Source organism: Vibrio sp. 10N.247.311.14 (assembly GCF_041467715.1).
Lineage (GTDB): Bacteria > Pseudomonadota > Gammaproteobacteria > Enterobacterales > Vibrionaceae > Vibrio > Vibrio crassostreae_C.
This window is the reverse complement of record NZ_JBFSVE010000038.1, coordinates 1-23,897: the sequence shown is the minus strand read 5'-3', so window position 1 is coordinate 23,897 and position 23,897 is coordinate 1. Positions and strand designations below refer to the sequence as shown.

The window sequence follows — 23,897 nt, the reverse complement described above, 5'->3', positions numbered from 1 at the left end:
CTCAGCTGTTACCTTTAAAACCTTGTTTTTCGTGTTAGATTGATCAAAACGTACCAATATTCAACGGGGGAGGTACAATGATTATCTATCTACATGGCTTCGACTCAACAAGCCCGGGCAATCACGAAAAAATACTGCAGTTGCAATTCATTGATGATGACGTTCGTTTCATCAACTACAGTACTTTGCATCCAAAACACGATATGCAGCATCTGCTAAAAGAAGTGCATAAGGTGATAGAGCAATCCGATGATCCGCATCCCATTATTTGTGGTGTAGGTTTAGGTGGTTTTTGGTCTGAGCGTATTGGTTTCTTATGTGGGATTAAGCAGGTGGTGTTCAACCCTAATCTGCACCCTGAGAACAACATGGTAGGTCGAATTGACCGTCCAGAAGAGTACGAAGACATCGCAACTAAATGTGTTGCTCAGTACCGTATGAAAAACAAAGGACGCTGTTTAGTGGTGCTTTCTCGTGAAGATGAAATTCACGACAATACCAAAACAGCTGCCGCGCTAGAAGATTACTATGATGTAATCTGGGATGAGAAAGAGAGTCATAAATTCAAAAAGATCTCTCAACATCTTCAAGCAATGAAAGCGTTCAAAAACGCTTAATCAATCCAGATGTTTTATAAAAGCAGTGCTCAATGAGTGCTGCTTTTTCACATCTGAATCTTAGAGATTGGTATTGATAAAGTAGTTGTATATGTTTTATCGGTCGGTTTGTGCATTTATAGATCAGTTTGCGCAAACGTTAACTAATTAGTCGCGAATCCTCATTGAGGGTAAGGATTTTTTTGTTGCGGTCATCTTTTTGCTATATATAATGTTCCCAAGCAAAATATTTTGACAAATATCAAAAAAAATTGAGAGCGAGTGAAAAAACTTGCCCATAATTTGTGTTCTGCCTCTCAGGTAGTCACCTTTTATATCCACGTGAGCAAAGCAACAAACCATTATTTGTTGTTTGTAACCCCTCTAACTACTCGGTGAGCTGTCGTTATTCTTTTTCGCGGTAACCCAATTTGTAACAGCCTTCGCATTCAAGGCCGAGTAGATACATAGAATTTATCGGTTGGAGTAATCGAGCCGAACCCCATTTATTCATTTTGTAGAGGATTGTCATTGTGACAAAAATTATCGTAGTAGGCGGCGGTGCTGGTGGTTTAGAACTAGCAACTAAGCTAGGCCGCACTTTAGGTCGTAAGAAACGTGCCCAGATTACTCTGGTAGACCGTAAAGCAAGCCACCTATGGAAACCATTACTTCATGAAGTAGCAACGGGCTCACTGGATGAAGGTGTTGATGCATTAAGCTACCGTGCGCACGCAAAAAACCATTACTTCGATTTCCAAATGGGCAGCCTGAACGACATCGATCGTGAGCGTAAAGTGATTGCACTAAGCGAGCTTACAGACGAGCACGGTGAACTGCTGATGCCAAGCCGTGAACTTGAATACGATATTCTAGTGATGGCGCTAGGCTCAACGTCAAACGACTTCAACACTCCAGGCGTTCGTGACAACTGTATTTTCCTTGATAGCCCAGAGCAAGCACACCGTTTCCGTACAGAAATGAACAATCAGTTCTTAAAGCTTCACGCTAAGAACGGTCAAGGCACGGTAGACATCGCGATTGTTGGTGCTGGTGCAACTGGTGTAGAGCTTTCTGCAGAGCTACACAACGCCGTTAAAGAACTTCGTACTTACGGCTTCGGCGACCTAGATTCAAGCAAGCTGAACGTAAACCTAGTTGAAGCGGGTGAGCGTATTCTTCCAGCTCTACCTCCTCGTATTTCAAGTGCAGCACACTCTGAGCTAACCAAGCTTGGTGTGAACGTTCGTACGAATACGATGGTGACTCAGGCGGATTCTGACGGCCTAACAACCAAAGATGGTGACAAGATCCCAGCTCAAATCATGGTATGGGCAGCAGGTATCAAAGCACCAGATTTCATGAAAGATATCGGTGGTCTTGAAACCAACCGTATCAACCAGTTGGTTGTGAAGAACACGCTGCAAACAACACTGGATGACAACATCTTTGCAATCGGTGACTTGGCGCAATGTACACAAGCAGACGGTTCATTCGTTCCGCCACGTGCACAAGCGGCTCACCAAATGGCAAGCTGTGCATTCAGCAACATCATTGCTAAGTTGAACGGTCGTGACCTGAAAGACTACATCTACAAAGACAAAGGCTCGCTAGTTTCACTTAGCCGTTTCTCTACGGTAGGTAGTTTGATGGGTAACCTGACGAAAGGCTCGATGATGGTCGAAGGTCGTATTGCTCGTGTGGTTTACATCTCTTTGTACCGCATGCACCAGATGGCACTTCACGGCTTAATCAAAACATCACTGATGATGCTGGTTGGTCGTATTAACCGTGTACTTCGTCCAAACCTAAAGCTTCACTAATCAGGTAAGCCTTCTCAGAGCATTACGCTGATAATAAAAAAGAGCTCTTCGGAGCTCTTTTTTGATCGTGTCGATTATGGATTATCGCAGGTGTTGAACTCATTTCTGCTGTTAAGACGTTGGAGGTAGCACAGAATAAACCACGCCATCTTTCGGCTTACCGTTAAACAGAAATCGATTCTGGGCAATGGTTTCTCACTCAGCGCCACACTTCTCGATCAACTTTTGGCTGGGTAGGTTCTCGGTATCGCAGACAATCTCCAAACGCGTTAACTTGAGTTGCGCGAAACAAAATTCAAATAGGGCGAACATCGCTTCTTTGGCGATGCCTCTCCTTTGAAAGTCATCACCGACCCAATAACCTAAACTCGCCATATTAAAGGTGTGGTAAAGCTCATTAATGGCAACCATACCGACTAACTTATCGCTTTTTCGTTCAAAGATGCCAAAGCCAAACGCATCGGCTTTCACCCAGTTCAGGCGAGTTGCCAGAATAAATTTCTCGGCCTCGACGATAGAAAACTCTTTATGACACCAGTCGACCCATGGCAGCAAGCTAGGGGAGGACTTAACCAGCTGAGAAAATTCTTGAGCATCTGAGGCCTCAATGATTTTAAGGCTAAGATTTTGTGTGTTGATCTGAAATTCAGGGCTCATAGAGCGTACCAAGTAACGTGTAAGTACTGAGCAAAGAGAGTCAGTACAGAATAAAGATAGATAGCACTTAATAAAACGCCCTCACTAGGAGGGCGGATTGAATTATTTATATAATTATAGCCGAATCGGCAAGTAATTTACTGCGCTACACGTCTAACTTGAATCACCATTCCAAGAAGTGGGTGGTCAAGGTAATGAGTTTCTGTACTGCGCATACGACGTTTTTGGTCCATGCGGTAGCTCTTAAGGAACTCTTGGACTTCAACCGTCGGAGAAATTTCAGTTAGATTGCCCACCTGGACGTTGCTTTCTGCGCCACTTACTGGTGAATCTAGCTCAATTTGTTGCTCTTGCAGAGTCACTTCACGAACGCTTGGCGCTTTTAAATCTAATGTCGTTTCAGCGTATAGGTAGTGCTGAACGTAGATTTGCAGCTTGCCGTCTAATTCGTAGAGTGGCTTATCAATGGTCTCTTCTTGGAACCCATCAGCGCTGCCTGCAGTGATTGCGCCTTTTTCAGAGCCATCAGCATTAAACTGTTTAGAGAAATCTTTACCTGCTTGAATATGGAAAACAGGTGCCGAGCTCTTACCTTGGTCGCCTTGACGCCAAGCGGTATGCATCAGAACTTCAAAGCCAGCGTGTTTACGTAGCGTGTCTTTCTGAGGCGTTAACTTGTATTCCGAGTAAGGTAGCATTTGAACGCCTTTCTTTGCTCGGTATTGGGTATCTTGAAATGAACCAACGCGTTCAAGTGAAATCTTAGGCTGTGTATTTGGCCAAGATTCGTTCACCTTCTCTGCATCAACAGCGCGCTTAAAAATGATCACTTCTATATCAAATTGTCTCTGCGCCAAACTTGGCAGTGAGACGAACAATAGTAGCAGTGGGATCAGTCTTTTCATTTTTACTCCGTCTTCCAGCCGAACTACCGGCTGGATAATTTATATGTGCAAGTGGATTGGGTCTTATGCTGAAGGCAGCAAGTTTTGTCTGAATTCGCCCAATAAATCACTAACAAATTGAATTCGCTTCCGTCTGTCGACCAATGGTATCGTAAACTTGAACTTTGTTGGTCCTTCCATTGAAAACTTTTGCGGTTGAGATTGCAACAGTTTAACAAGGTAGGTCGGGTTTATGTCAGCATCCGGGTAGAATTCTAAGAATCCACCCTTATCGTGGGCTTCAATTTTCTTCGCTTTGATAGACGCTGCGGCTAATTTTAGCTCAGAAACTGATAACAAGTTCTTGGTTGCATCAGGCAGAAGGCCGAAGCGATCAATCAGCTCGACTTTCAACTCTGCCAATTCGTCGGTGTCACTCACACTCGCAATACGTTTGTATGTTGATAAACGCGTGTTGATGTCTGGAATATAGTCGTCTGGCAATAGTGCAGGCAGACGCATCTCAATTTCAGTTTGTTCACGCAATAGATCATCAAGCGAAGGCTCTCGACCTTCTTTCAACGCTTCAACCGCTTGTTCAAGCATCTCCATGTACAAGGTGAAACCAACCGACTGGATTTGACCACTCTGTTCATCACCCAACAGCTCACCCGCACCACGAATCTCTAAATCGTGAGTTGCTAGGGTAAAGCCTGCGCCCAAGTCTTCGAGCGAAGCTATCGCATCCAATCGCTTGATCGCATCTTTGGTCATTGCTTTAGGGTGTGGCGTTAACAAGTAAGCATAAGCTTGGTGGTGCGAACGACCTACACGACCACGTAATTGGTGCAGCTGTGCTAAACCAAGGTTATCGGCTCTGTCCATCAAGATGGTATTTGCCGTTGGTACGTCGATACCGGTTTCAATGATGGTTGTACACACCAGTAAGTTGAAGCGCTGGTGGTAGAAGTCATTCATGATGCGTTCCAGTTCGCGCTCTCGCATCTGGCCATGAGCTACAGTCACGCGCGCCTCTGGAATCAGCTTTTGCAATGACTCTGCTGTTTTCTCAATCGTGTCGACTTGGTTGTGTAGGAAGTAAACCTGGCCACCACGCATGATTTCACGCAGCACCGCTTCTCTGACGATGGCATCATCACTCTCGCGAACGAAGGTTTTAATTGCCAAGCGTCGTGCGGGTGGTGTAGCGATGATCGAAAGGTCACGCATGCCACTCATTGCCATGTTCAGCGTTCGCGGGATCGGTGTCGCAGTAAGCGTTAGAATATCGACATCCGCACGCATCGCTTTCACTTTCTCTTTCTGACGTACACCAAATCTGTGTTCTTCATCGACAACCAGCAGGCCTAGGTCTTTAAACTTAATATCGCTCGAAAGCAGCTTGTGAGTCCCGACTAGGATATCCACTTTACCGTCGGCGACATCTTGCATGATTAGTTTTTGCTCTTTAGCTGATTTGAATCGGGATAGAACCTCAACACGAATCGGCAAGTTGGCGAAACGGTCACGGAAGTTTTCGAAGTGTTGCTGAGCAAGTAGAGTAGTAGGAACTAAAACCGCTACTTGTTTGCTGTTGTCGGTACAAACGAATGCTGCACGCATCGCGACTTCGGTTTTACCAAAGCCAACATCACCACACACTAAGCGGTCCATGGCTTTTGCTTGGCACATGTCAGACATCACCGCATTGATTGCCATCGCTTGGTCATCGGTTTCTTCAAATGGGAAGCCAGATTTGAAGGTTGCGTATTGCCCGCGATCTAAAACAAATTTATAGCCAGGTTTAAGCTCACGCTTGGCGTAAACATCCAGCAGCTCTGCAGCAACGTCACGTACTTTTTCAGCGGCACGCTTACGCGCTTTTTGCCACGCCTCACCACCTAGTTTGTGTAGCGGTGCAGACTCTTCGGCGCCACCAGAGTAACGTCCAATAAGGTTCAAAGACGCAACGGGCACGTACAGCTTGGCATCGTTTTGGTACTCAAGTGTCACGTATTCGGTTTTCATGCCACCGGCTTCGAGTGTCTGCAAGCCGATGTAGCGACCAATACCGTGGTCAATGTGCACTACAGGTTGACCTGGTTTAAGTTCGGCTAAGTGACGAATGACAGTGTCGCTGTTAACACTTTTTTTGTCTTTCTTACGGCGCTGAACAACGCGATCACCCAACAGGTCGCTTTCACAGATAAGGGCGATGTTTTGCTCTTCATGGATAAAACCGTGTTCAGCAGAGCCAAGGATGAGGCTGAACTTGTCTTTGCCTTTAATTGAGGCATCGAGGTTTTCAACTTCGCTTGGTCGTACTTTAATACCACGAAGCAGTTCACTCAGCGCTTCACGACGACCTTCTGATTCAACCGAAAATACTACTTTGCCGTCGAAGGCTTCTGTGAACTTTCTTAGGTTAGCTAAAGGTTCTTTATTTTGATGCTGAACACTGAGATCAGGAAGAGACACAACCGGAAGGTTGGTACGTCCAGCTTTCTCTTCGATTGATTCTAAGCTGAGGTTGACCTGCGGCTTCTGTTTGAAGTGTGCGAACAGCTCGTCTTTCTTCAGCCATAGTTGTTCAGGCGTAAGCAGTGGCCGTAATGGGTCAACACCGCGCTGTTCGTATCGATGAGCAACGTCCGTTAGGAATGAGTCTACTGCAGTCTCGACATCACCTAGAATCAGCAGTTGCGCTTCATCGGCAACGTAATCAAACAAGGTTTCTGTGTGATCGAAGAACAGCGGTTGCCAGTACTCGATACCAGCAGGCCAAGTACCCTTAGAAACCTGCATATAAACCGATTCTGGTTCGCGGCGCGCATCAAACTGTTGGCGCCAACGAATACGGAAATCTTCAATCGCTGTTTCCGAGGTCGGGAATTCGTGAGCAGGCAGCAGGCGGATCTCAGAGATGTCTTCGATAGAACGCTGGTTTTCAGGATCGAAAGTACGAATAGTGTCGATTTCGTCATCGAAAAAATCGATTCGATACGGGTCTTTACTGCCCATTGGGAACAGATCGAGAATAGAGCCACGGCTTGCGTATTCACCGGGGCCAAACACTTGGTCAACGTAACGATAGCCGGATTTTTCAAGCTGAAGACGCAGCTTCTCAAGCGAGTACAGATCACCCGTTTTCACCATTAAGGTGTGCTGCAACAAGAAGTCACGTGGCGACTGACGTTGTAGTAGCGTGCTGATCGGTACGATCGTGATGCCATCTTTTAACGTTGGCAATGCATAAAGGCGAGCGATACGGTCCGAAATGATCTCTTGGTGCGGTGAGAAGCTGTCGTATGGCAGTGTCTCCCAATCAGGGAATAGTGCCACTTCATGTGACGTAAACTGCTCAATTTCTGATTGAAGCTTGAGTGCGATTTGAGGGTCGGGCACTGCAAGTAAAGTATGGCTGTTATGCTGCTCCGCAAGTCTAGCGATAGCAAGCGCGAGAGATGAACCAACTAGGTTACCGATGTGTTTTTTATCACCGGCACCTTTGAGCTTAGGTAGTGTGAAAATGGATTGTTTTGTCATGTCTATTTACTTGTTATCTCGTTCTAGAGAGCGTTGACGTAAGAGCTTTTGTTGTTGATGAAGCGCAGCTTTGATCAGCAAGTCTTGGTCAGTATCACGAAGATGAGCGTATTTGAATTTGATTTCGAAGCCTGAATCTTTTGGTTCGCTAGCGAAGACTTCTGCGTAGCAATAAATAGCGGCGGCAGGGTGCTCTAGAAAAAGTTTGGCTTTTACTAAGCGACCCGCTTCGATGTCTGCTTTTGAAAAGCAGGAAAACTGACTCGCACCAAATGAATAGGTGTGAGTGCGAAATTTCTCATCATCTTGCTGCGATAACATAAAGCTCAACAAGAGGTTTAATTTTGAGTTTTGTGCATCCAATAAACTGGTGACATTCTTCAAGTCGCTGTTTTTCAGTTCCGCTCGAGCGCTGTCAGCTAACAGATCCAATTGGCTAAATTCACTTGCCACCACAAATGGTGCTGGGATCTCAGATTCGAATTGAATTTGAGAAGGTAAAGTGAAGCCGCTGTCCATTGGTTCAATATTAGCGGTAAGGCTATGGTGAACGGTGAAAAACTCTTGTTCTGTCATGCGTTAGTTCCTTGAAGTGATCTATTGATTATCGCTATGTGGCCACAGTAATCAAGGTCAGTTAATTGAAAGTCTCAAATAGTTGTTTGAAATTTGGCTATTTGACAAGGTTCTGTTTTTCAAGCCTAACTAATTGAGTTAATTCACTCTATATTTTCAATTAACCCCTACACAGTAACAGCAATACCCGTTACATTAACCCGCATCCCCTTTAGATGGTTCAAAGTATGTTTCATCCTATTTCGTTGTTTGTTGGCCTACGCTATTTGAAAGGCCGTTCAGGTGATCGCTTTAGCCGTTTTGTTTCTTATATGTCGACGGCAGGTATCACCATTGGTGTGCTGTCTTTGGTTACTGTTTTATCGGTAATGAATGGATTCGAAGCGCAGTTAAAAGACCGAATTCTTGGTGTTCTTCCTCAAGCGGTGGTTTATGAGCAAGGTGGCACTACCTCTCTTTCTGCCCAAGCGCCTAATTTTGCAGAGCAAATCTCGCTTAATGGTCACGTTGAACCGATTGTCCGCAGTGAGGCAGTGATTCAGAGTCCGGCTCAATTATCTGCGGGTTTGTTAATTGGCATTGAACCCAATTCAGATGACCCTCTTCAAAACCACTTGATTGCGGGCAGATTGTCTTCACTTAAAGCGGGCCAGTATCAGCTATTTCTTGGTCACACCTTGGCCAGAAATTTGAAGGTATCTATGGGTGACAAAGTTCGCCTGATGGTGACCAGCGCGAGCCAGTACACCCCGTTAGGTCGTATTCCAAGCCAACGAAATTTCACCGTTGCCGGTATTTTCAATACAGGTTCTGATATCGACGCTCAACTGATGGTGACAGACATCCAAGACGCTGGGCGTTTGATGCGTTATAAATCAGACACTATTTCAGGCTGGCGACTATTTTTTGAAGACCCGTTTGAAGTCGCAGAGTTATCAACTCAGCCATTACCGGAAGGTTGGTTGTGGAGCGACTGGCGTGACCAACGTGGCGAGCTGTTCCAAGCGGTTCGTATGGAGAAAAACATGATGGGCCTAATGCTTGGTCTGATCATCGGGGTTGCTGCATTTAATATTATCTCTGCGCTGATTATGGTGGTGATGGAGAAACAATCTGAGGTCGCGATACTTAAAACTCAGGGCATGACTGACGGCCAAGTGATGGGCATCTTTATGGTTCAGGGCGCGAGTAGTGGCGTGATTGGCGCACTATCCGGCGGCGCACTAGGTGTTGTTCTGGCAATGAACCTTAACCCGATTTTAGAAGCGATGGGTGTTGCTCTATTCTCGTTTGGTGGTCAGTTACCTATTTTGATTAACCCAATTCAAATCGCTGTTGTTGTGGTTCTGGCTATTGCACTTAGCCTGATTGCCACTGTATTCCCTTCTTATCGTGCATCGTCTGTGAAACCTGCTGAGGCCCTTCGTTATGAGTAATTTTCTTCAATGTAATGATATCCGTAAAACGTACCGTGAAGGCTCGTTAGATACTGAGGTGCTCAAGGGAGTCAGCTTTGACATCGAAAAGGGTGAGCTAGTAGCAATCATCGGTACCTCTGGCTCGGGCAAAAGTACCTTACTGCATATCTTAGGCGCATTAGACGATGCTTCTGCGGGCAGTGTGAGTTTTCTTGGTCAAGATTTAGCATCTTTGAGTTCGAATAAGCAGGCGAAGCTTCGCAACCAGCATCTTGGCTTTGTGTATCAGTTCCATCATCTTCTATCTGACTTTTCAGCTTTAGAAAACGTGGCGATGCCGTTATTGATTGGCGGCGAAAAGCCCGCTAAAGCAAAGCAAGAAGCACAACGTTTGTTGGACAAAGTTGGATTGAGTCACCGCGTGGACCACCGACCTTCAGAGCTTTCTGGTGGCGAGAGGCAACGTGTGGCGATTGCTCGTGCATTGGTGAATAAGCCTGCGCTAGTGTTGGCGGATGAACCAACCGGTAACCTTGACCATAACACCGCACTGTCTATTTACGACTTAATGCGTGAACTGAACCGTGAATACGATACTGCCTTTTTGGTCGTGACTCACGATGGTGAACTTGCCGGTAAGATGGATCGCCAACTTCACATGCAAGATGGTTTACTGGTCAACGTAGAAAAAGAGGAGAGCTAAGTGTTTTCCTCTTTATCTCTATTGATAGGCGGCCGATTTAGCCGTGCGAAACAACGAGACAAGATGGTGTCGTTCATCTCATTGTCTTCGACCATTGGTATTGCGGTTGGTGTCGCGGTGATCATTATCGGCTTATCTGCGATGAATGGCTTTGAGCGAGAGCTTCAATCACGAGTACTTTCTGTCATTCCTCATGGTGAATTTGAAGGCGTGAATGAGCCTGTGACTCGTTGGGAGCACGTGATTGAGGAGTCGGTTAAGCACGATAAAGTCGTTGCTGCTGCGCCTTATGTAAAAATTACAGCGCTTGCTGAAAAGGGCAAAGAACTCAAAGCAATTGAAGTTCGCGGCGTTGACCCACAACTTGAGCAACAAGTATCGAGCCTGTCGAGTTTTATCGATAAGCAAGCTTGGAGTGAGTTTAAAGCAGGGCAACAACAAATCATCTTAGGTTCTGGTGTAGCGAATGTGCTGGGTGCGAAAGTCGGTGATTATCTGACTTTGATGATTCCAGCGGTAAACGGTTCTGTGAAGGTTCAGGCGCCAAAGCGTGTTCGAGTGAAAGTGGTTGGCTTGCTGACGCTTAATGGCCAGATTGACCACAGCTTGGCTCTGATTCCGATTGGTGATGCTCAGGTCTACGCCAACTTAGGTGAGGCGGTAACTGGAGTCTCTTTAAAAGTGACCGATGTGCTGAACGCGAACTCTATTGTGCGTGAAGTGGGCAATCAGCTTGATGTGTATGTGTATCTACGAAGCTGGCAGCAGAAGTTTGGTTTCTTGTATCGAGATATCCAACTCGTTCGTACCATCATGTATCTGGTGATGGTACTGGTTATTGGTGTGGCTTGTTTCAATATTGTCTCGACGCTAATGATGGCAGTAAAAGACAGAGCATCAGAGGTCGCGATTTTAAGAACCATGGGTGCATCAGACGGCCTTGTGAAGCGCATCTTTGTTTGGCAGGGCGTATTCTCAGGAGTGTTAGGCAGTTTAGTGGGCAGTGCAATAGGTGTGCTAGTCGCTCTTAATCTCACGACACTAATCAAAGGACTTGAAAAGTTGGTCGATCACCAGTTCTTGTCCGGTGATATCTATTTTGTCGACTTCTTGCCATCACAACTTGATATGACGGATGTTGTTGTGGTTTCCGGCACTGCGATTGTGCTGAGTTTACTGGCGACATGGTACCCAGCATCACGCGCGGCGAAGTTGAATCCAGCCTCAGTGCTGAGTTCTAAATAGCATTCGCCTAAATAACAGGCCGTCAGTTTTCAGTCGATACAAAAAAGGATCCCAGTGGGATCCTTTTTTATTGAATTCAATTCGTGTTCTTTACGACTTTCGTTACATGCCAATCTTGCAGAGGTAAGTAGCTCATCCGATTTTAACTTGTGTACGTTTTAAGTGAAGCGCATACAAGGTTAGATTGAATAACAAGAAATGGCGTTCAGTGCCTTGCTTGTCGCTTCTTCCAACTTCTTACTACTGAGTAGCGCCATAAACCGCGAATACCAAAGTAGCCAATCATTGCTGAAACCACGCCACAAATCAGACAACCCAATAAGAACGGAGGCCCTATAGTGCTCATTTGCGCCAAGATGAAGTCCCAAGACAATTCGAAATGGAAGGCTTGCGGTGGCACATGCATAACAAACGCCCCGACTTTATAAGCAAAGTAGAAGAGAACAGGCATGGTAACCGGGTTACTGATCCAAACAAGTGCGACAGCTAAAGGCAGGTTAACGCCACATGCGACAGCAAGGCCTGCAGACATAATCATTTGACTTGGTAGAGGGACAAACGCCATGAATAACCCAACAGCAAACGCGCCAGCCGCAGAGCGACGATTAAGGCACCATAAGTTGGGGTTGTACAAAACATTGCCAAAAACTTTCAATGCTTTCTGACGCTTGATTAGATCATGGTCAGGCATAAATCGTTTGATAAACTTTCTTGGCATAGGAGGAAGCTACTCTCTTGTTTAACACTTGGTTCTTGATTTCATTTGCTGCGACAGTTGTGTCTGCCAGCTTCTGGCCTGTGATGCCACATTGGGTTTGGGCACCATTGATGCTGTTGTTACTGCTAGCACCAACAAAGTATAGCGTTTTCCGGAGTGCAAGAGGTCCAGTAACAGCATTGATACTAGTTATCTGCCTAGGGAATGCGATTGAAATACAAACGAGTCGCTTATTCCAATCAGGGCAGAATACTACCATAAATGCGTCGGTTGTTAGCCTTTTTAGTGAAAATAGCCACGGTTTTGAAAGCGTAATAGTAGTCAGATCAATTGGCGGCGAAAAATTAATCTTTCCTCAATTGATAAAATTGCGTTTGTTTACTCCTTTCAAGCTAACGCTTGGAGATGATGTCTATTTATCGGCCTCAATAAAGCCGATATGGGGCAAACTCAACGAAGCCGGCTTTGACCGAGAAAAGTACTTGTTTAGTGCTGGCGTGGTTGCCAATGCAACTTACAGAGCAGATACCAAGTACCGAATTCATTCTAGCACCAACTTACGCGCCCAATGGTTTGAAGCCAGCCTTGAAAGGTTAAGTCTGCTGGCAAATCAAGATCTCATTATCGCTTTGAGTTTTGGATATCGAAACCTTATTCCGCCTCAGCGGTGGGATATGCTTAAAAGCAGTGGCCTGATTCACTTGATGGCTATTTCGGGGCTGCATATTGGGATTGCCTTTGGTATCGGCTATCAGATTGGCAAGATATTAAGGTTACTTTCCCCTTCATTTCTTTGGTTACCTACAATATTCGGGCTCGGCTTGGCGTATTTCTATAGTTGGTTTGCTGGATTCACGCTGCCAACTTTGAGAGCTTTGGTGATGTGCGTTATCGCGAGTTATTTCTTGTGGCGTGGGCAAAATATCAGTTTGCTTCGGTATGTTACTTTAAGTGTGTGCGTGGTTCTGCTGATTTGGCCGTTTTCAGCTTTGTCGAGCAGTTTTTGGTTGTCCTTTGGTGCATTGGGCGCTGTTTTCTATATCGCCTGTAATACTCAGCGCTCAGCTTCAAGCTTTACATTTATCGACTACGCACTCCAACTTATTAAGCTTCAACTGATGCTGACATTCCTTATCGCGCCTTCCTCGATGTTGTTTTTCAAAGGAGTCAGTTTAGTCTCTGTTTTCTACAACTTGTTCCTTTTGCCTTGGGTATCGATGGTGACGATCCCGCTGTTGTTTCTGGCAATGTTTCTAAGCTTAATATCGGAGTCAGTGTCTGGCGTGGTTGGTATAACAGCGCTAGACAATGATTTGGTCAGTCAGCTGTGGAAGTTAGTCGACTTATCGCTTGAGCCTCTCGTATTTAGTCTTCCTTTCTCTGAGCGATTTTGGATCCAAGTCGATAATCAGACGATTGCATTATCAGTATTCCTTATCTTGTTTTTGAGCTTTGTTAGTCGGTATTTCAAGCGAACATTATCGATATTGGTAACTGCAGTGTTTGTGCTGTGGTGGGAGTTCAGCAAACCCCAGCAAGACAAACTAACTATTGATATCTTGGATGTTGGGCATGGGTTGTCTTTGGTCTTGGAAAAGAACAATCAGATTGTTGTTTATGATCTTGGCAATGCGTGGCCAGGAGGCTCGGTTGTTGAGTCTTTGTTGATTCCTACTTTGAATCAGCGGGGGATTTATGAATTAGAAGGCGTGATTGTGAGTCATTTCGATTCTGACCATGCTGGTGGTTATCCGGCATTACTTGAGAACTATACGCCAAAGTGGATAAGAACCAGTCAGAACATTATTCAAGAACGCCAATCTATCACTCAAGCCCCGTCTAATATTCAAACATGTACTATTGGAGAGGTTTGGAACTGGCAAGATGTTGTTTTTGAGGTGTTGTGGCCGCCTAAGCAAGTAAAGAGGGCGTATAACCCACATTCGTGTGTGGTCAAGATCTCAGATCATAGTGCTGATTTCTCAATGTTGCTCACTGGTGATATTGAACTGGTAAGTGAGTGGTTACTTGCTCGTGAAGGAGAACAGCTAAGGAGTGATGTTATGTTGGTTCCGCATCATGGCAGCGATTCGTCATCGATTAAGTCGTTTATTGAGGCGGTGTCTCCTCAGCTGGCGATAGCTTCTCTTGCCAAAGGCAACCAGTGGGGAATGCCGAGTGAGTTTGTTATTGAACGTTATCAGGAAGCGGGGAGTACTTGGCTAGATACTGGAGAAAGCGGACAAATAACCATCACTCTTAGCAAAGAAGGTTGGCAATATCATGCGATTAGAGAACAACAAGGCGGGCAGTGGTATAGGCAGATGCTCCGTAAGGGAGTAGAATAGATAGATTATTGTGAGAAAATTAAGCGATTCTATGTCAACACAAACAGATGAAACTACCTGGGTCACATTTAAAAGACTTTGGACTTATATTCGATTATATAAGGCCGGCCTAGGTGTTGCGGTAATTGCGCTTATTATAAATGCCGTTTCTGATACCTATATGATTTCCTTACTAAAGCCGTTACTTGATGAAGGCTTTGGTAATGCTGAATCTGACTTTTTACGTACACTTCCACTTATTATCTTTGCCATGATGTTCGTTCGTGGCGTCAGTGGCTTTGTTTCAACCTATTGCTTGAGTTGGGTCTCTGGCAATGTGGTGATGGAAATTCGTCGTAAGATTTTCAGCCATTTCATGCACATGCCTGTTTCTTTCTTCGATAAAGAACAGACAGGCGCATTGCTATCTCGAATTACTTACGATTCAGAGCAAGTGTCTGCAGCAACCAGTAAAGCGTTAGTCAGTATTGTCCGTGAAGGTGCAAGTATTATAGGCTTGTTGACGCTGATGTTCTGGAATAGTTGGCAGTTATCTTTGGTGTTATTTGCTGTAGCGCCTTTGGTTGCGTGGGCGATCAGTATCGTATCGAAGCGATTCAGAAAGATCTCTAAGAACATGCAAACTAGCATGGGTCACGTTGCTTCTTCAGCTGAACAAATGCTGAAAGGGCATAAAGTGGTTCTAACTTACGGTGGTCAAGATCTAGAAAAACACCGCTTTGATAAAGTTAGTAACCAAATGCGCCAACAAAGCATGAAGTTAATCACTGCTCAAGCGGCCGCTAACCCGATTATTCAAATGATCGCATCAGTTGCGATTGTTGTTGTTCTATTCCTTGCTAGTGTCGATTCTATTAAAGCCGAGCTTACTCCTGGTACGTTTACCGTTGTCTTCTCTGCAATGTTTGGTCTATTACGTCCGCTAAAGGCGTTAACTAACGTAACGTCTGAATTCCAACGTGGTATGGCTGCGAGTACGACTCTATTTGGCTTGATGGATCTAGATACCGAGCAAAACAAAGGAACGTTGAAACCTGAAACTGTAACGGGTGAAGTTGCAGTAAAAGATGTCACGTTTACTTATGACGGTGCAGAGAAACCAGCACTTGATAAGGTCAGCTTTAATATACCGAAAGGTAAAACGGTTGCGCTTGTTGGGCGATCGGGTTCGGGTAAGAGTACCATTGCCAACCTATTTACTCGTTTTTATGACGTAGACTCTGGTTCAATTGAGCTTGATGGCCACGACATTCGTGATTACGAATTGAGAAATCTGCGTGAGCACTTTGCGCTCGTTTCTCAAAATGTACATCTGTTTAACGATACGGTGGCTAACAACATCGCTTACGCAGCAGAAGAACAGTATTCACGTGAACAGATCGAATACGCGGCTAAGCTTGCTCATGCAAGTGAGTTTATCGATGGTATGGAAAATGGCATTGATACGGTTGTGGGCGAGAATGGCGCGAGTCTATCTGGTGGTCAAAGACAGCGTATTGCGATTGCACGAGCGCTATTGAGAGATGCACCGGTTTTGATTCTTGATGAGGCAACGTCTGCACTGGATACAGAGTCAGAGAGAGCGATTCAATCTGCACTAGAAGAACTGCAGAAAGACAAAACAGTATTAGTTATCGCACACAGACTCTCTACCATCGAGCAAGCTGATGAAATTCTAGTGGTTGATGATGGACATATTGTAGAAAGGGGCGCACATGCTGAGCTAATCGCGCATGATGGTGCTTATGCACAATTACACCGAATTCAGTTCAGCGGATAAATTAGGTCTTGTTGTGATCGAAAAGATTTGGTTTAACAATCACCCGTTGAAATATCTTCTCTGGCCGCTTTTGTGGCCACTGAGTCTGCTGTTCAAAATGATCAGTAGTCGGCGTCGTGACGCTTATCTCTCAGGGAATAAAGAGACCTACCGCCCGCCTTTACCTGTTATTGTTGTGGGCAATATTACTGCTGGTGGAAATGGTAAAACACCGGTTGTGATTTGGTTAGTTGAGATGCTTCAGGCTCACGGCTTTAAACCCGGAGTCGTATCTCGTGGCTACGGTGCAAAAGCACCAAGCTATCCGTTGGTGTTGGATGAAAATACCCCAGCTGAGCATTCGGGTGATGAACCTCGCTTGATTCGTAAGCGAACTGGTGCGCCAGTCGCAGTCGACCCTGTGCGAGCTAACGCAGTGAAAGCATTGCTGAGCAAAGGCGTTGATGTGATTATCACTGACGATGGCCTTCAGCATTACGCGCTTGAACGCGACATTGAATTTGCAGTTATCGACGGCGCAAGACGCTTTGGTAGTGAGAGTTTGATTCCTTTAGGTCCATTACGAGAGCCGGTTTCTCGTTTAGATGAAGTCGACTTTTTGGTAAACAATGGCGGTAAAGCGCACGGTCGAGAGTTCTCGATGTCTTTGCTTCCAAGCCAAGCAGTTAACCTAAAGACTGGTCAGAAAAGGTCTGTGGCAAAATTACACAAGCTGGTGGCTTTTGCCGGTATTGGCCACCCACCGCGCTTTTTTAAAACATTGGAAGATCTTGATGGTGATGTGGTTTTCACACAGGGCTTCGCCGACCATCAAGATTTTGATAAAGATGAACTTCATGCCTTAGCTAATAAAGGTATGAATCTGATTATGACAGAAAAAGACGCTGTAAAATGCGAAGAATATGCTCAAGATAACTGGTGGTATCTTCCAGTTTCTGCGCAGTTCGATGAAGATTCGCAACAGCAAATTTTAAAAAGAATAAAAGAGGTTATGGAATACTATGGATCACCGTCTACTTGAGATCGTTGCTTGCCCTGTATGTAAAGGTAAACTAACTTTTGACAAGGATAAGCAAGAGCTTGTTTGTAAAATTGATCGCCTTGCTTACCCAATTAAAGAGGGTATTCCTGTTCTTTTAGAACCTGAAGCTCGCACCGTTTCTATGGATGAGGGTAAGTAATGTCTTATACGGTTGTTATACCTGCAAGATACCAATCGAGCCGTTTACCAGGGAAGCCACTTGCTGACATTGGTGGAAAGCCGATGATTCAATGGGTATACGAACAGTCAATGAAAGCGGGTGCCGATAACGTTATTATCGCTACCGACGACGCTCGAGTTGAAAAAGCGGCTAAAGCATTTGGCGCGACCGTTTGTATGACATCACCGAATCACGAATCGGGCACTGAACGCCTAGCTGAGGTGATTGAAGTTATGAATATTCCTGATGATCATATTATCGTGAATGTTCAAGGTGATGAGCCACTTATCCCACCTTCGGTCATTAATCAGGTTGCCAACAATCTTGCTAACAGTACAGCCCCGATGGCAACGTTAGGTGTGGAAATCACTCATGCTGATGAAGTGTTTAACCCTAATGCCGTTAAAGTTGTAACCGATAAAGACGGTTATGCCTTGTATTTTAGCCGAGCAACCATCCCTTGGGATCGCGATGCTTACGCGAACAACGGTACTGCAGCGGAATCTCCTTTGCTTCGTCATATTGGTATCTATGCTTACCGAGCGGGTTTTATCAATACCTACATTAACTGGGAACCAAGCACTCTTGAACGTATTGAGTGCCTAGAGCAATTACGAGTACTTTGGTACGGTGAAAAAATCCACGTAGACGTTGCGGCGGAAGCACCTGCGGCTGGTGTTGATACGCCTGAAGACCTAGAAGCGGTTCGAGCTATTATTGGTTAAGCTTCTTTGAGCGAATTCTTGTTTGCTCTACAAAATGAAAAATCATGAGCCTTGCCTATTGCGAGGCTTTTTTCTATCTACCGAAAAGTGCGCTATCGAAAAGCGCGTGTGTGTCTTATTGACCTAAGCAAACGGATATTGGGATAGTTGCATTGGTTTATGCATCATCAACACGGAATTATCTGAGATTTACCTCGCTCGAGTTCCAATTTTTCTCTATAATATGCCGCCTATAAAGTAGTGGCGAATCGCTAGTACAGAATAAAACTTACGACAAAACGTGGAGTAAAAGATGCCTTCTCAAAGCCCAGTGATTACGGTTGATGGACCAAGTGGTGCAGGTAAAGGTACCCTGTGTATGTTGCTAGCAGATAAGCTAGGCTTTCATCTTCTAGACTCAGGCGCGATCTATCGCGTATTGGCTTTAGCGGCAATTCACCATGGTGTGGATACTGAATCAGAGGATGCTTTAGTACCGCTTGCTACACACTTAGACGTGCAGTTTATTGCTGAAGGCGACTTAGTTAAGGTTATCCTAGAAGGTGAAGATGTGTCTGGTGAACTTCGTAAAGAAGAGACAGGCATGGCGGCTTCAAAAGTTGCTGCTTTACCTCGCGTTCGCGAAGCACTGCTTCGTCGTCAACGTGCATTCAGCGCTGCGCCTGGTTTGGTTGCAGATGGTCGTGACATGGGAACGGTTGTGTTTCCTGAAGCTGAAGCGAAAATATTTTTAGATGCAAGTGCTGAAGAGCGTGCGAGTCGCCGCCTTAAACAGTTGCAACAGAAGGGGTTAGATGTTAAATTTGACGACCTTTTGAGCGAGATCCAAGAGCGAGACGACCGAGATCGTAATCGCCCAGTGGCGCCACTTCGCCCTGCAGAGGATGCTCTAGTGCTTGATTCCACCTCAATGAATATTGAGCAGGTAGTAGAAAAAGCACTACACTATATTGAATCGAAACTGGCTGGGTAATTTCGCCGAGCTAGTACGAACGTTGGTCGCAAGGATGATGACCGGCGAATTTATCAACCCCATGCGGTAGGATACCCATGGACGTTTAATTATTGAAGATTAAATAATGACTGAATCTTTTGCTCAACTCTTTGAAGAGTTTCTATCTGAAACTGAATTCCAACAAGGCAGCATCGTTAAAGGTACTGTAGTAGCTATCGAGAACGGTTTCGTTCTTGTAGACGCTGGTCTTAAGTCTGAATCTGCTATCCCTGCTGAACAATTCAAGAACGCTGCTGGCGAACTTGAAGTTGAAGTTGGTGCTGAAGTAGACGTAGCTCTAGACGCTGTTGAAGATGGTTTCGGTGAAACTCAACTTTCTCGTGAGAAAGCTAAGCGTCACGAAGCTTGGATCGTACTTGAGAAAGCTTGCGAAGAAGCTGAAACTGTTGTTGGTATCATCAACGGTAAAGTTAAAGGCGGTTTCACTGTTGAACTTAACGGTATCCGTGCTTTCCTTCCTGGTTCTCTAGTAGACGTACGTCCTATCCGTGACACTGCTCACCTAGAAAACAAAGAGCTAGAGTTCAAAGTAATCAAGCTAGACCAGAAGCGTAACAACGTTGTTGTTTCTCGTCGTGCTGTTATCGAATCTGAAAACAGTGTTGAGCGTGACGAACTTCTTGAAACTCTACAAGAAGGTACTGAAGTTAAAGGTATCGTTAAGAACCTTACTGACTACGGTGCATTCGTTGACCTTGGCGGTGTTGACGGTCTTCTACATATCACAGATATGGCTTGGAAGCGCGTTAAGCACCCATCAGAGATCGTTAACGTTGGTGACGAAATCCTAGTTAAAGTTCTTAAGTTCGATCGTGAGCGCACTCGTGTTTCACTAGGTCTTAAGCAACTAGGCGAAGATCCATGGGTAGCAATCGCTAAGCGTTACCCAGAAGGTCACAAGCTTTCTGGTCGTGTTACAAACCTAACTGACTACGGCTGCTTCGTTGAAATCGAAGAAGGCGTTGAAGGTCTAGTACACGTTTCTGAAATGGATTGGACTAACAAGAACATCCACCCTTCTAAAGTTGTTAATGTTGGCGACGAAGTTGAGGTTATGGTTCTTGATATCGACGAAGAACGTCGTCGTATCTCTCTAGGTCTGAAACAGTGTAAAGCTAACCCATGGCAGTCATTTGCAGAAATGCAAGCTAAGGGCGACAAAGTTACTGGTAAGATCAAGTCTATCACTGACTTTGGTATCTTCATCGGTCTAGAAGGCGGTATCGACGGTCTTGTACACCTATCTGACATTTCTTGGAACGCTGCCGGCGAAGAAGCTGTACGTGAATACAAGAAAGGCGACGAAATCTCTGCTGTTGTTCTAGCAGTAGATGCAGAGCGTGAGCGTATTTCTCTTGGCGTTAAGCAAATGGAAAACGACCCGTTCAACGCATACGTTGCTGACAACAAGAAAGGTGTTCTTGTAAACGGTACTGTTACTGCAGTTGACGCGAAAGGCGCTACTATCGAGCTAATCGAAGGCGTTGAAGGTTACATCCGCGCTTCTGAAGTTTCTCGCGACCGTATCGAAGATGCATCTCTAATCCTAAGCGTTGGCGACAGCGTTGAAGCGAAGTTCACTGGTGTAGACCGTAAGAACCGCGTAATCAACCTATCTATCAAAGCTAAAGATGAAGCTGATGAGCAAGAAGCAATGGCTTCACTGAACAAGTCTGAAGAAGGCGCGTTCGGTAACGCAATGGCAGACGCATTCAAAGCTGCTAAAGGCGAATAATAGCTTCTCATTAAGAGAATTATAGCTATCTAGCCAAGAAAGGAGCCGTAAGGCTCCTTTTTTTTTGCTTATTTTTCCGATAGGTCTATAATTTCTAAAAAGAAAACCAACGAGGGTAACTATGACTAAGTCTGAATTGATTGAGAGACTGTGCGCTGAGCAAACGCATCTTTCTGCAAAAGAAATTGAAGACGCTGTAAAAGACATTTTAGAGCATATGGCTTCAACACTAGAAAGTGGTGATCGAATCGAAATTCGCGGTTTTGGCAGCTTTTCTCTGCATTATCGTGAGCCTCGTGTTGGACGTAACCCAAAGACTGGTGACAAGGTTGAGTTAGAAGGTAAATACGTTCCTCACTTCAAACCAGGTAAAGAGCTGCGTGAACGAGTAAACTCAGGAATGTAGCCTACTTATCGGAATTAAGAAAAGCGGCATACTATAATGTATGCCGCTTTTTTATGACCATAATATGGTGGTCTGATTAGTAATTTTCCTGCATAATCGTACAGCTAACCAACCAATGAGTGATGAACTATGAAAATTATAAAAATAGTCGCCGTTATCGCACTTTTCCTAATTGCACTGGCTTTAGGCTCTCAAAACCAAACAACTGTGAATTTCAACTATCTGCTAGCGCAAGGTGACTTCCACCTATCAAGTTTATTAGGTGTTGTATTCGTTTCAGGCTTCGCCCTTGCTTGGTTAGTCTTTGGTAATATGCACATGCGGTCTCAGCTAAAAATTCATCGCTTGAAGAAGCAACTCAATAAGCAATCAAAGCAGGTCGCTGCTGATACTAAAGCTTAAAGGCTATATTTGATGTTAGAGTTACTGTTCTTACTTTTGCCCATCGCAGCCGCTTATGGCTGGTATATGGGTAATCGTAACGCTCAGCAAGAAAAACAAAAGCAATCACACCAGATCTCCCGTCAATACGTGACGGGTTTGAACCTATTACTGTCAGATCAATCTGACAAAGCGGTTGATCACTTTATTGAACTGCTTCAAGTAGACAATGAAACCATCGATACTCACTTGGCTTTGGGCAACTTGTTCCGCTCACGAGGCGAAGTCGACCGCGCTATTCGTATTCACCAAAATCTCATCTCTCGTTCGGGGCTTACCCTCGATCAGAAAAATCTCGCACTGCAACAATTAGCTAAAGACTACATGGTCTCTGGCTTCCTTGATCGCGCTGAAAAAATCTTTGAACAACTTGTAGAAGAACCTGACCATAAAGAGGGCGCTTTACAGCAGTTGGTGGCTATTTATCAGCAGACCCGTGAGTGGAACAAGGCTATCCATTACGGAAATATCTTAGTTAAGCTCGGCAAGAAAAAAATGAAGATGCGTGCCACAGTCGCGCATTTCTGGTGTGAGCTTGCAATGCAAGAACAAGCCGATGGTAATCGTTCTAAAGCGCTTCAGCATTTTAAGAAGGCGCTTTCTGAAGACCCTAAATGTGTTCGCGCAAGTATCGCACTAGGGAAGTTCCACTTAGCGAACGAAGATTACCAAAAGACAATTGATTGTCTTGAATCGGTACTTGAACAAGATATCGATTTTATCAGTGAGGTGTTGCCAACCCTTGCTGAGTGTTACCACAAGCTTGGACAAGAAGCTCAATTGGTCGAGTTCCTCAAAGCGTGTATTCAGAAGAAAGCCGGTGTATCTGCCGAACTGATGCTGGCGCAATTGGTTGCTCACCATGAAGATGTAGGCTCTGCTCAAGAGTTACTGACAAAGCAGCTTGTTAAAAATCCAACCATGAAAGGTTTTTATCGATTAATCGATTACCACCTAGCGGAAGCAGAAGAAGGCCGAGCAAAAGACAGCTTAACCACACTTCAATCTATGGTTGGTGAACAGCTTAAGGTTAAGCCTCATTACCGTTGTCGTCAGTGTGGTTTCTCGACACACTCTTTGTATTGGCACTGCCCTTCATGTAAAGGGTGGGGGACGATCAAGCCTATTCGTGGGCTTGATGGTGAATAGATTTGTGGTCACTTTAAGACCAAATTATTAATTGCAGCTTTCGGGCTGCATTTTTATGACTGTTATTTATCACCTGCTTAGGTGATTAGAAATTTTTAGAAAGTTAACTGCGTTAGGAGATGAAATGAACGACCAAAAAATCATTGTAGCCTTGGATTATGATAATCAAGCGGATGCGTTAGCCTTTGTCGATCGAATTGACCCAGCATCTTGCCGCCTAAAAGTGGGCAAAGAGATGTTTACCCTGTTTGGCCCTGAATTTGTTCGTGAATTACATAAGCGTGGTTTCTCAGTATTTTTAGACCTTAAATTCCACGACATCCCGAACACATGTTCAAAAGCAGTCCGTGCTGCCGCTGAACTGGGTGTTTGGATGGTGAACGTACACGCAAGTGGCGGTGAGCGTATGATGACGGCTTCTCGCGAAATCTTAGAACCTTATGGCAAAGATCGTCCACTGTTAATCGGTGTAACGGTACTCACCAGTATGGAGCAATCTGACTTAGCGGGTATCGGTCTGGATCTTGAACCACAACAACACGTGATGCGCTTGGCTTCTCTAACGAAAAACTCTGGCTTAGACGGTGTTGTATGTTCTGCACAAGAGGCTTCTTTGCTTAAAGGTGCACTTGGTCAAGAGTTCAAGCTAGTTACTCCAGGTATTCGTCCTGTCGGCGCAGATGTTGGTGACCAGAAGCGCATCATGACGCCTTCTAAAGCGATTGAATCAGGTTCAGACTACCTTGTTATTGGTCGTCCGATTACGCAAGCGATAGACCCTGCTGCTGTACTTGCAGAGATCAACGGTACGCTTGCTTAAGTCTATATTTGGATTGAGATATAAATAAAGAAGGCCAGCAAATTGCTGGCCTTAATTTTTGTGCGCCGAGCATGGCGTTGATCTAGGAGGTGAAAGTCCTCTACGGGCTC

Annotated in this window: 20 protein-coding genes and 1 pseudogene; 16 read left to right on the top strand and 5 right to left on the bottom strand. The window is 45.0% G+C overall.

The features are described from left to right. The first annotated feature begins 77 nt into the window (after window positions 1-77). Both ycfP and AB6F11_RS14560 read left to right on the top strand, forming a co-directional pair. A complete protein-coding gene (gene ycfP / locus AB6F11_RS14565; protein ID WP_009847155.1) occupies window positions 78-617 on the top strand; it encodes an alpha/beta hydrolase YcfP in 540 nt (179 codons plus the stop codon). 512 nt (window positions 618-1,129) lie between these two features. Next, complete coding sequence (locus tag AB6F11_RS14560; protein WP_009847154.1) at window positions 1,130-2,419, top strand: NAD(P)/FAD-dependent oxidoreductase; 1,290 nt, start codon at window positions 1,130-1,132, stop codon at window positions 2,417-2,419. A gap of 111 nt (window positions 2,420-2,530) precedes the next feature. On the opposite strand, the pseudogene AB6F11_RS14555 reads toward AB6F11_RS14560, so the two are convergent. From AB6F11_RS14555 to AB6F11_RS14540, 4 genes and pseudogenes are all read right to left on the bottom strand, one after another. Continuing rightward, window positions 2,531-3,076 (bottom strand): annotated as a pseudogene (locus AB6F11_RS14555) (GNAT family N-acetyltransferase). Between the two features lie 137 nt (window positions 3,077-3,213). After that, complete coding sequence (locus tag AB6F11_RS14550) at window positions 3,214-3,981, bottom strand: peptidoglycan binding protein CsiV (RefSeq protein ID WP_102398037.1); 768 nt, start codon at window positions 3,979-3,981, stop codon at window positions 3,214-3,216. A 63-nt stretch (window positions 3,982-4,044) separates the two neighbouring features. Continuing rightward, window positions 4,045-7,506 (bottom strand): transcription-repair coupling factor, encoded by a 3,462-nt coding sequence (mfd, locus tag AB6F11_RS14545; protein ID WP_102394223.1) that lies wholly within the window; start codon window positions 7,504-7,506, stop codon window positions 4,045-4,047. Between the two features lie 6 nt (window positions 7,507-7,512). After that, window positions 7,513-8,082 (bottom strand): PilZ domain-containing protein, encoded by a 570-nt coding sequence (locus AB6F11_RS14540; protein ID WP_102394224.1) that lies wholly within the window; start codon window positions 8,080-8,082, stop codon window positions 7,513-7,515. A 227-nt stretch (window positions 8,083-8,309) separates the two neighbouring features. Between AB6F11_RS14540 and lolC the strand changes: the two genes are divergently transcribed. The 3 genes from lolC to lolE are packed head-to-tail and all read left to right on the top strand — an operon-like array spanning window position 8,310 to window position 11,448. Further along, window positions 8,310-9,518 (top strand): lipoprotein-releasing ABC transporter permease subunit LolC, encoded by a 1,209-nt coding sequence (gene lolC / locus AB6F11_RS14535; protein ID WP_102394225.1) that lies wholly within the window; start codon window positions 8,310-8,312, stop codon window positions 9,516-9,518. Continuing rightward, window positions 9,511-10,203 carry a lipoprotein-releasing ABC transporter ATP-binding protein LolD gene (gene lolD, locus AB6F11_RS14530; protein WP_017060230.1) on the top strand — a complete coding sequence of 231 codons (693 nt, stop codon included), beginning with the start codon at window positions 9,511-9,513 and terminating at the stop codon, window positions 10,201-10,203. Before lolC ends, lolD begins: the two co-directional genes overlap by 8 nt. Then, window positions 10,204-11,448, top strand: coding sequence for a lipoprotein-releasing ABC transporter permease subunit LolE (gene lolE / locus AB6F11_RS14525; RefSeq protein ID WP_102394226.1), 1,245 nt, complete (start codon window positions 10,204-10,206; stop codon window positions 11,446-11,448). A gap of 205 nt (window positions 11,449-11,653) precedes the next feature. On the opposite strand, the gene AB6F11_RS14520 is transcribed toward lolE, so the two are convergent. Continuing rightward, window positions 11,654-12,166 (bottom strand): DUF2062 domain-containing protein, encoded by a 513-nt coding sequence (locus AB6F11_RS14520; protein WP_017060232.1) that lies wholly within the window; start codon window positions 12,164-12,166, stop codon window positions 11,654-11,656. Window positions 12,167-12,183: 17 nt separating this feature from the next. Here AB6F11_RS14520 and AB6F11_RS14515 point away from each other — a divergent pair, with 17 nt between their 5' ends. From AB6F11_RS14515 to pyrF, 11 genes are all read left to right on the top strand, one after another. After that, complete coding sequence (locus AB6F11_RS14515) at window positions 12,184-14,514, top strand: DNA internalization-related competence protein ComEC/Rec2 (protein WP_102394227.1); 2,331 nt, start codon at window positions 12,184-12,186, stop codon at window positions 14,512-14,514. A gap of 31 nt (window positions 14,515-14,545) precedes the next feature. After that, window positions 14,546-16,294 carry a lipid A ABC transporter ATP-binding protein/permease MsbA gene (msbA, locus tag AB6F11_RS14510; protein ID WP_102321278.1) on the top strand — a complete coding sequence of 583 codons (1,749 nt, stop codon included), beginning with the start codon at window positions 14,546-14,548 and terminating at the stop codon, window positions 16,292-16,294. Between the two features lie 13 nt (window positions 16,295-16,307). Further along, window positions 16,308-17,315 carry a tetraacyldisaccharide 4'-kinase gene (lpxK, locus tag AB6F11_RS14505; protein ID WP_102321280.1) on the top strand — a complete coding sequence of 336 codons (1,008 nt, stop codon included), beginning with the start codon at window positions 16,308-16,310 and terminating at the stop codon, window positions 17,313-17,315. Beyond that, window positions 17,296-17,475: a Trm112 family protein gene (locus AB6F11_RS14500; protein WP_004736429.1), complete on the top strand. Its 180-nt coding sequence runs from the start codon at window positions 17,296-17,298 to the stop codon at window positions 17,473-17,475. The genes lpxK and AB6F11_RS14500 overlap by 20 nt, the downstream gene beginning before the upstream one ends. Beyond that, window positions 17,475-18,221 (top strand): 3-deoxy-manno-octulosonate cytidylyltransferase, encoded by a 747-nt coding sequence (kdsB, locus tag AB6F11_RS14495; RefSeq protein WP_102398036.1) that lies wholly within the window; start codon window positions 17,475-17,477, stop codon window positions 18,219-18,221. The genes AB6F11_RS14500 and kdsB overlap by 1 nt, the downstream gene beginning before the upstream one ends. 292 nt (window positions 18,222-18,513) lie before the next feature. Then, on the top strand, window positions 18,514-19,194 hold the full coding sequence (gene cmk, locus AB6F11_RS14490; RefSeq protein ID WP_017060237.1) for a (d)CMP kinase: 681 nt from the start codon (window positions 18,514-18,516) through the stop codon (window positions 19,192-19,194). Between the two features lie 106 nt (window positions 19,195-19,300). Next, window positions 19,301-20,971 (top strand): 30S ribosomal protein S1, encoded by a 1,671-nt coding sequence (gene rpsA / locus AB6F11_RS14485; RefSeq protein ID WP_010439921.1) that lies wholly within the window; start codon window positions 19,301-19,303, stop codon window positions 20,969-20,971. A gap of 121 nt (window positions 20,972-21,092) precedes the next feature. Further along, window positions 21,093-21,377: an integration host factor subunit beta gene (gene ihfB, locus AB6F11_RS14480; protein WP_017060238.1), complete on the top strand. Its 285-nt coding sequence runs from the start codon at window positions 21,093-21,095 to the stop codon at window positions 21,375-21,377. Between the two features lie 129 nt (window positions 21,378-21,506). Next, on the top strand, window positions 21,507-21,779 hold the full coding sequence (locus tag AB6F11_RS14475) for a LapA family protein (protein WP_017066774.1): 273 nt from the start codon (window positions 21,507-21,509) through the stop codon (window positions 21,777-21,779). Window positions 21,780-21,791: 12 nt separating this feature from the next. Next, on the top strand, window positions 21,792-22,967 hold the full coding sequence (gene lapB, locus AB6F11_RS14470) for a lipopolysaccharide assembly protein LapB (protein WP_017060240.1): 1,176 nt from the start codon (window positions 21,792-21,794) through the stop codon (window positions 22,965-22,967). 124 nt (window positions 22,968-23,091) lie between these two features. Continuing rightward, window positions 23,092-23,787, top strand: coding sequence for an orotidine-5'-phosphate decarboxylase (gene pyrF / locus AB6F11_RS14465; RefSeq protein ID WP_017060241.1), 696 nt, complete (start codon window positions 23,092-23,094; stop codon window positions 23,785-23,787). Window positions 23,788-23,897: the final 110 nt, after the last annotated feature.

Excerpts from the sequence above, each read along its gene's own strand:
- lolD (WP_017060230.1), top strand. The coding sequence starts at position 9,511 with ATGAGTAATTTTCTTCAATGTAATGATATCCGTAAAACGTACCGTGAA.
- msbA (WP_102321278.1), top strand. The coding sequence starts at position 14,546 with ATGTCAACACAAACAGATGAAACTACCTGGGTCACATTTAAAAGACTT.
- ihfB (WP_017060238.1), top strand. The coding sequence starts at position 21,093 with ATGACTAAGTCTGAATTGATTGAGAGACTGTGCGCTGAGCAAACGCAT.
- AB6F11_RS14550 (WP_102398037.1), bottom strand. The coding sequence starts at position 3,981 with ATGAAAAGACTGATCCCACTGCTACTATTGTTCGTCTCACTGCCAAGT.
- kdsB (WP_102398036.1), top strand. The coding sequence starts at position 17,475 with ATGTCTTATACGGTTGTTATACCTGCAAGATACCAATCGAGCCGTTTA.
- lapB (WP_017060240.1), top strand. The coding sequence starts at position 21,792 with ATGTTAGAGTTACTGTTCTTACTTTTGCCCATCGCAGCCGCTTATGGC.
- pyrF (WP_017060241.1), top strand. The coding sequence starts at position 23,092 with ATGAACGACCAAAAAATCATTGTAGCCTTGGATTATGATAATCAAGCG.
- AB6F11_RS14475 (WP_017066774.1), top strand. The coding sequence starts at position 21,507 with ATGAAAATTATAAAAATAGTCGCCGTTATCGCACTTTTCCTAATTGCA.
- ycfP (WP_009847155.1), top strand. The coding sequence starts at position 78 with ATGATTATCTATCTACATGGCTTCGACTCAACAAGCCCGGGCAATCAC.
- lolC (WP_102394225.1), top strand. The coding sequence starts at position 8,310 with ATGTTTCATCCTATTTCGTTGTTTGTTGGCCTACGCTATTTGAAAGGC.
- mfd (WP_102394223.1), bottom strand. The coding sequence starts at position 7,506 with ATGACAAAACAATCCATTTTCACACTACCTAAGCTCAAAGGTGCCGGT.
- AB6F11_RS14520 (WP_017060232.1), bottom strand. The coding sequence starts at position 12,166 with ATGCCAAGAAAGTTTATCAAACGATTTATGCCTGACCATGATCTAATC.
- AB6F11_RS14500 (WP_004736429.1), top strand. The coding sequence starts at position 17,296 with ATGGATCACCGTCTACTTGAGATCGTTGCTTGCCCTGTATGTAAAGGT.
- AB6F11_RS14540 (WP_102394224.1), bottom strand. The coding sequence starts at position 8,082 with ATGACAGAACAAGAGTTTTTCACCGTTCACCATAGCCTTACCGCTAAT.
- rpsA (WP_010439921.1), top strand. The coding sequence starts at position 19,301 with ATGACTGAATCTTTTGCTCAACTCTTTGAAGAGTTTCTATCTGAAACT.
- cmk (WP_017060237.1), top strand. The coding sequence starts at position 18,514 with ATGCCTTCTCAAAGCCCAGTGATTACGGTTGATGGACCAAGTGGTGCA.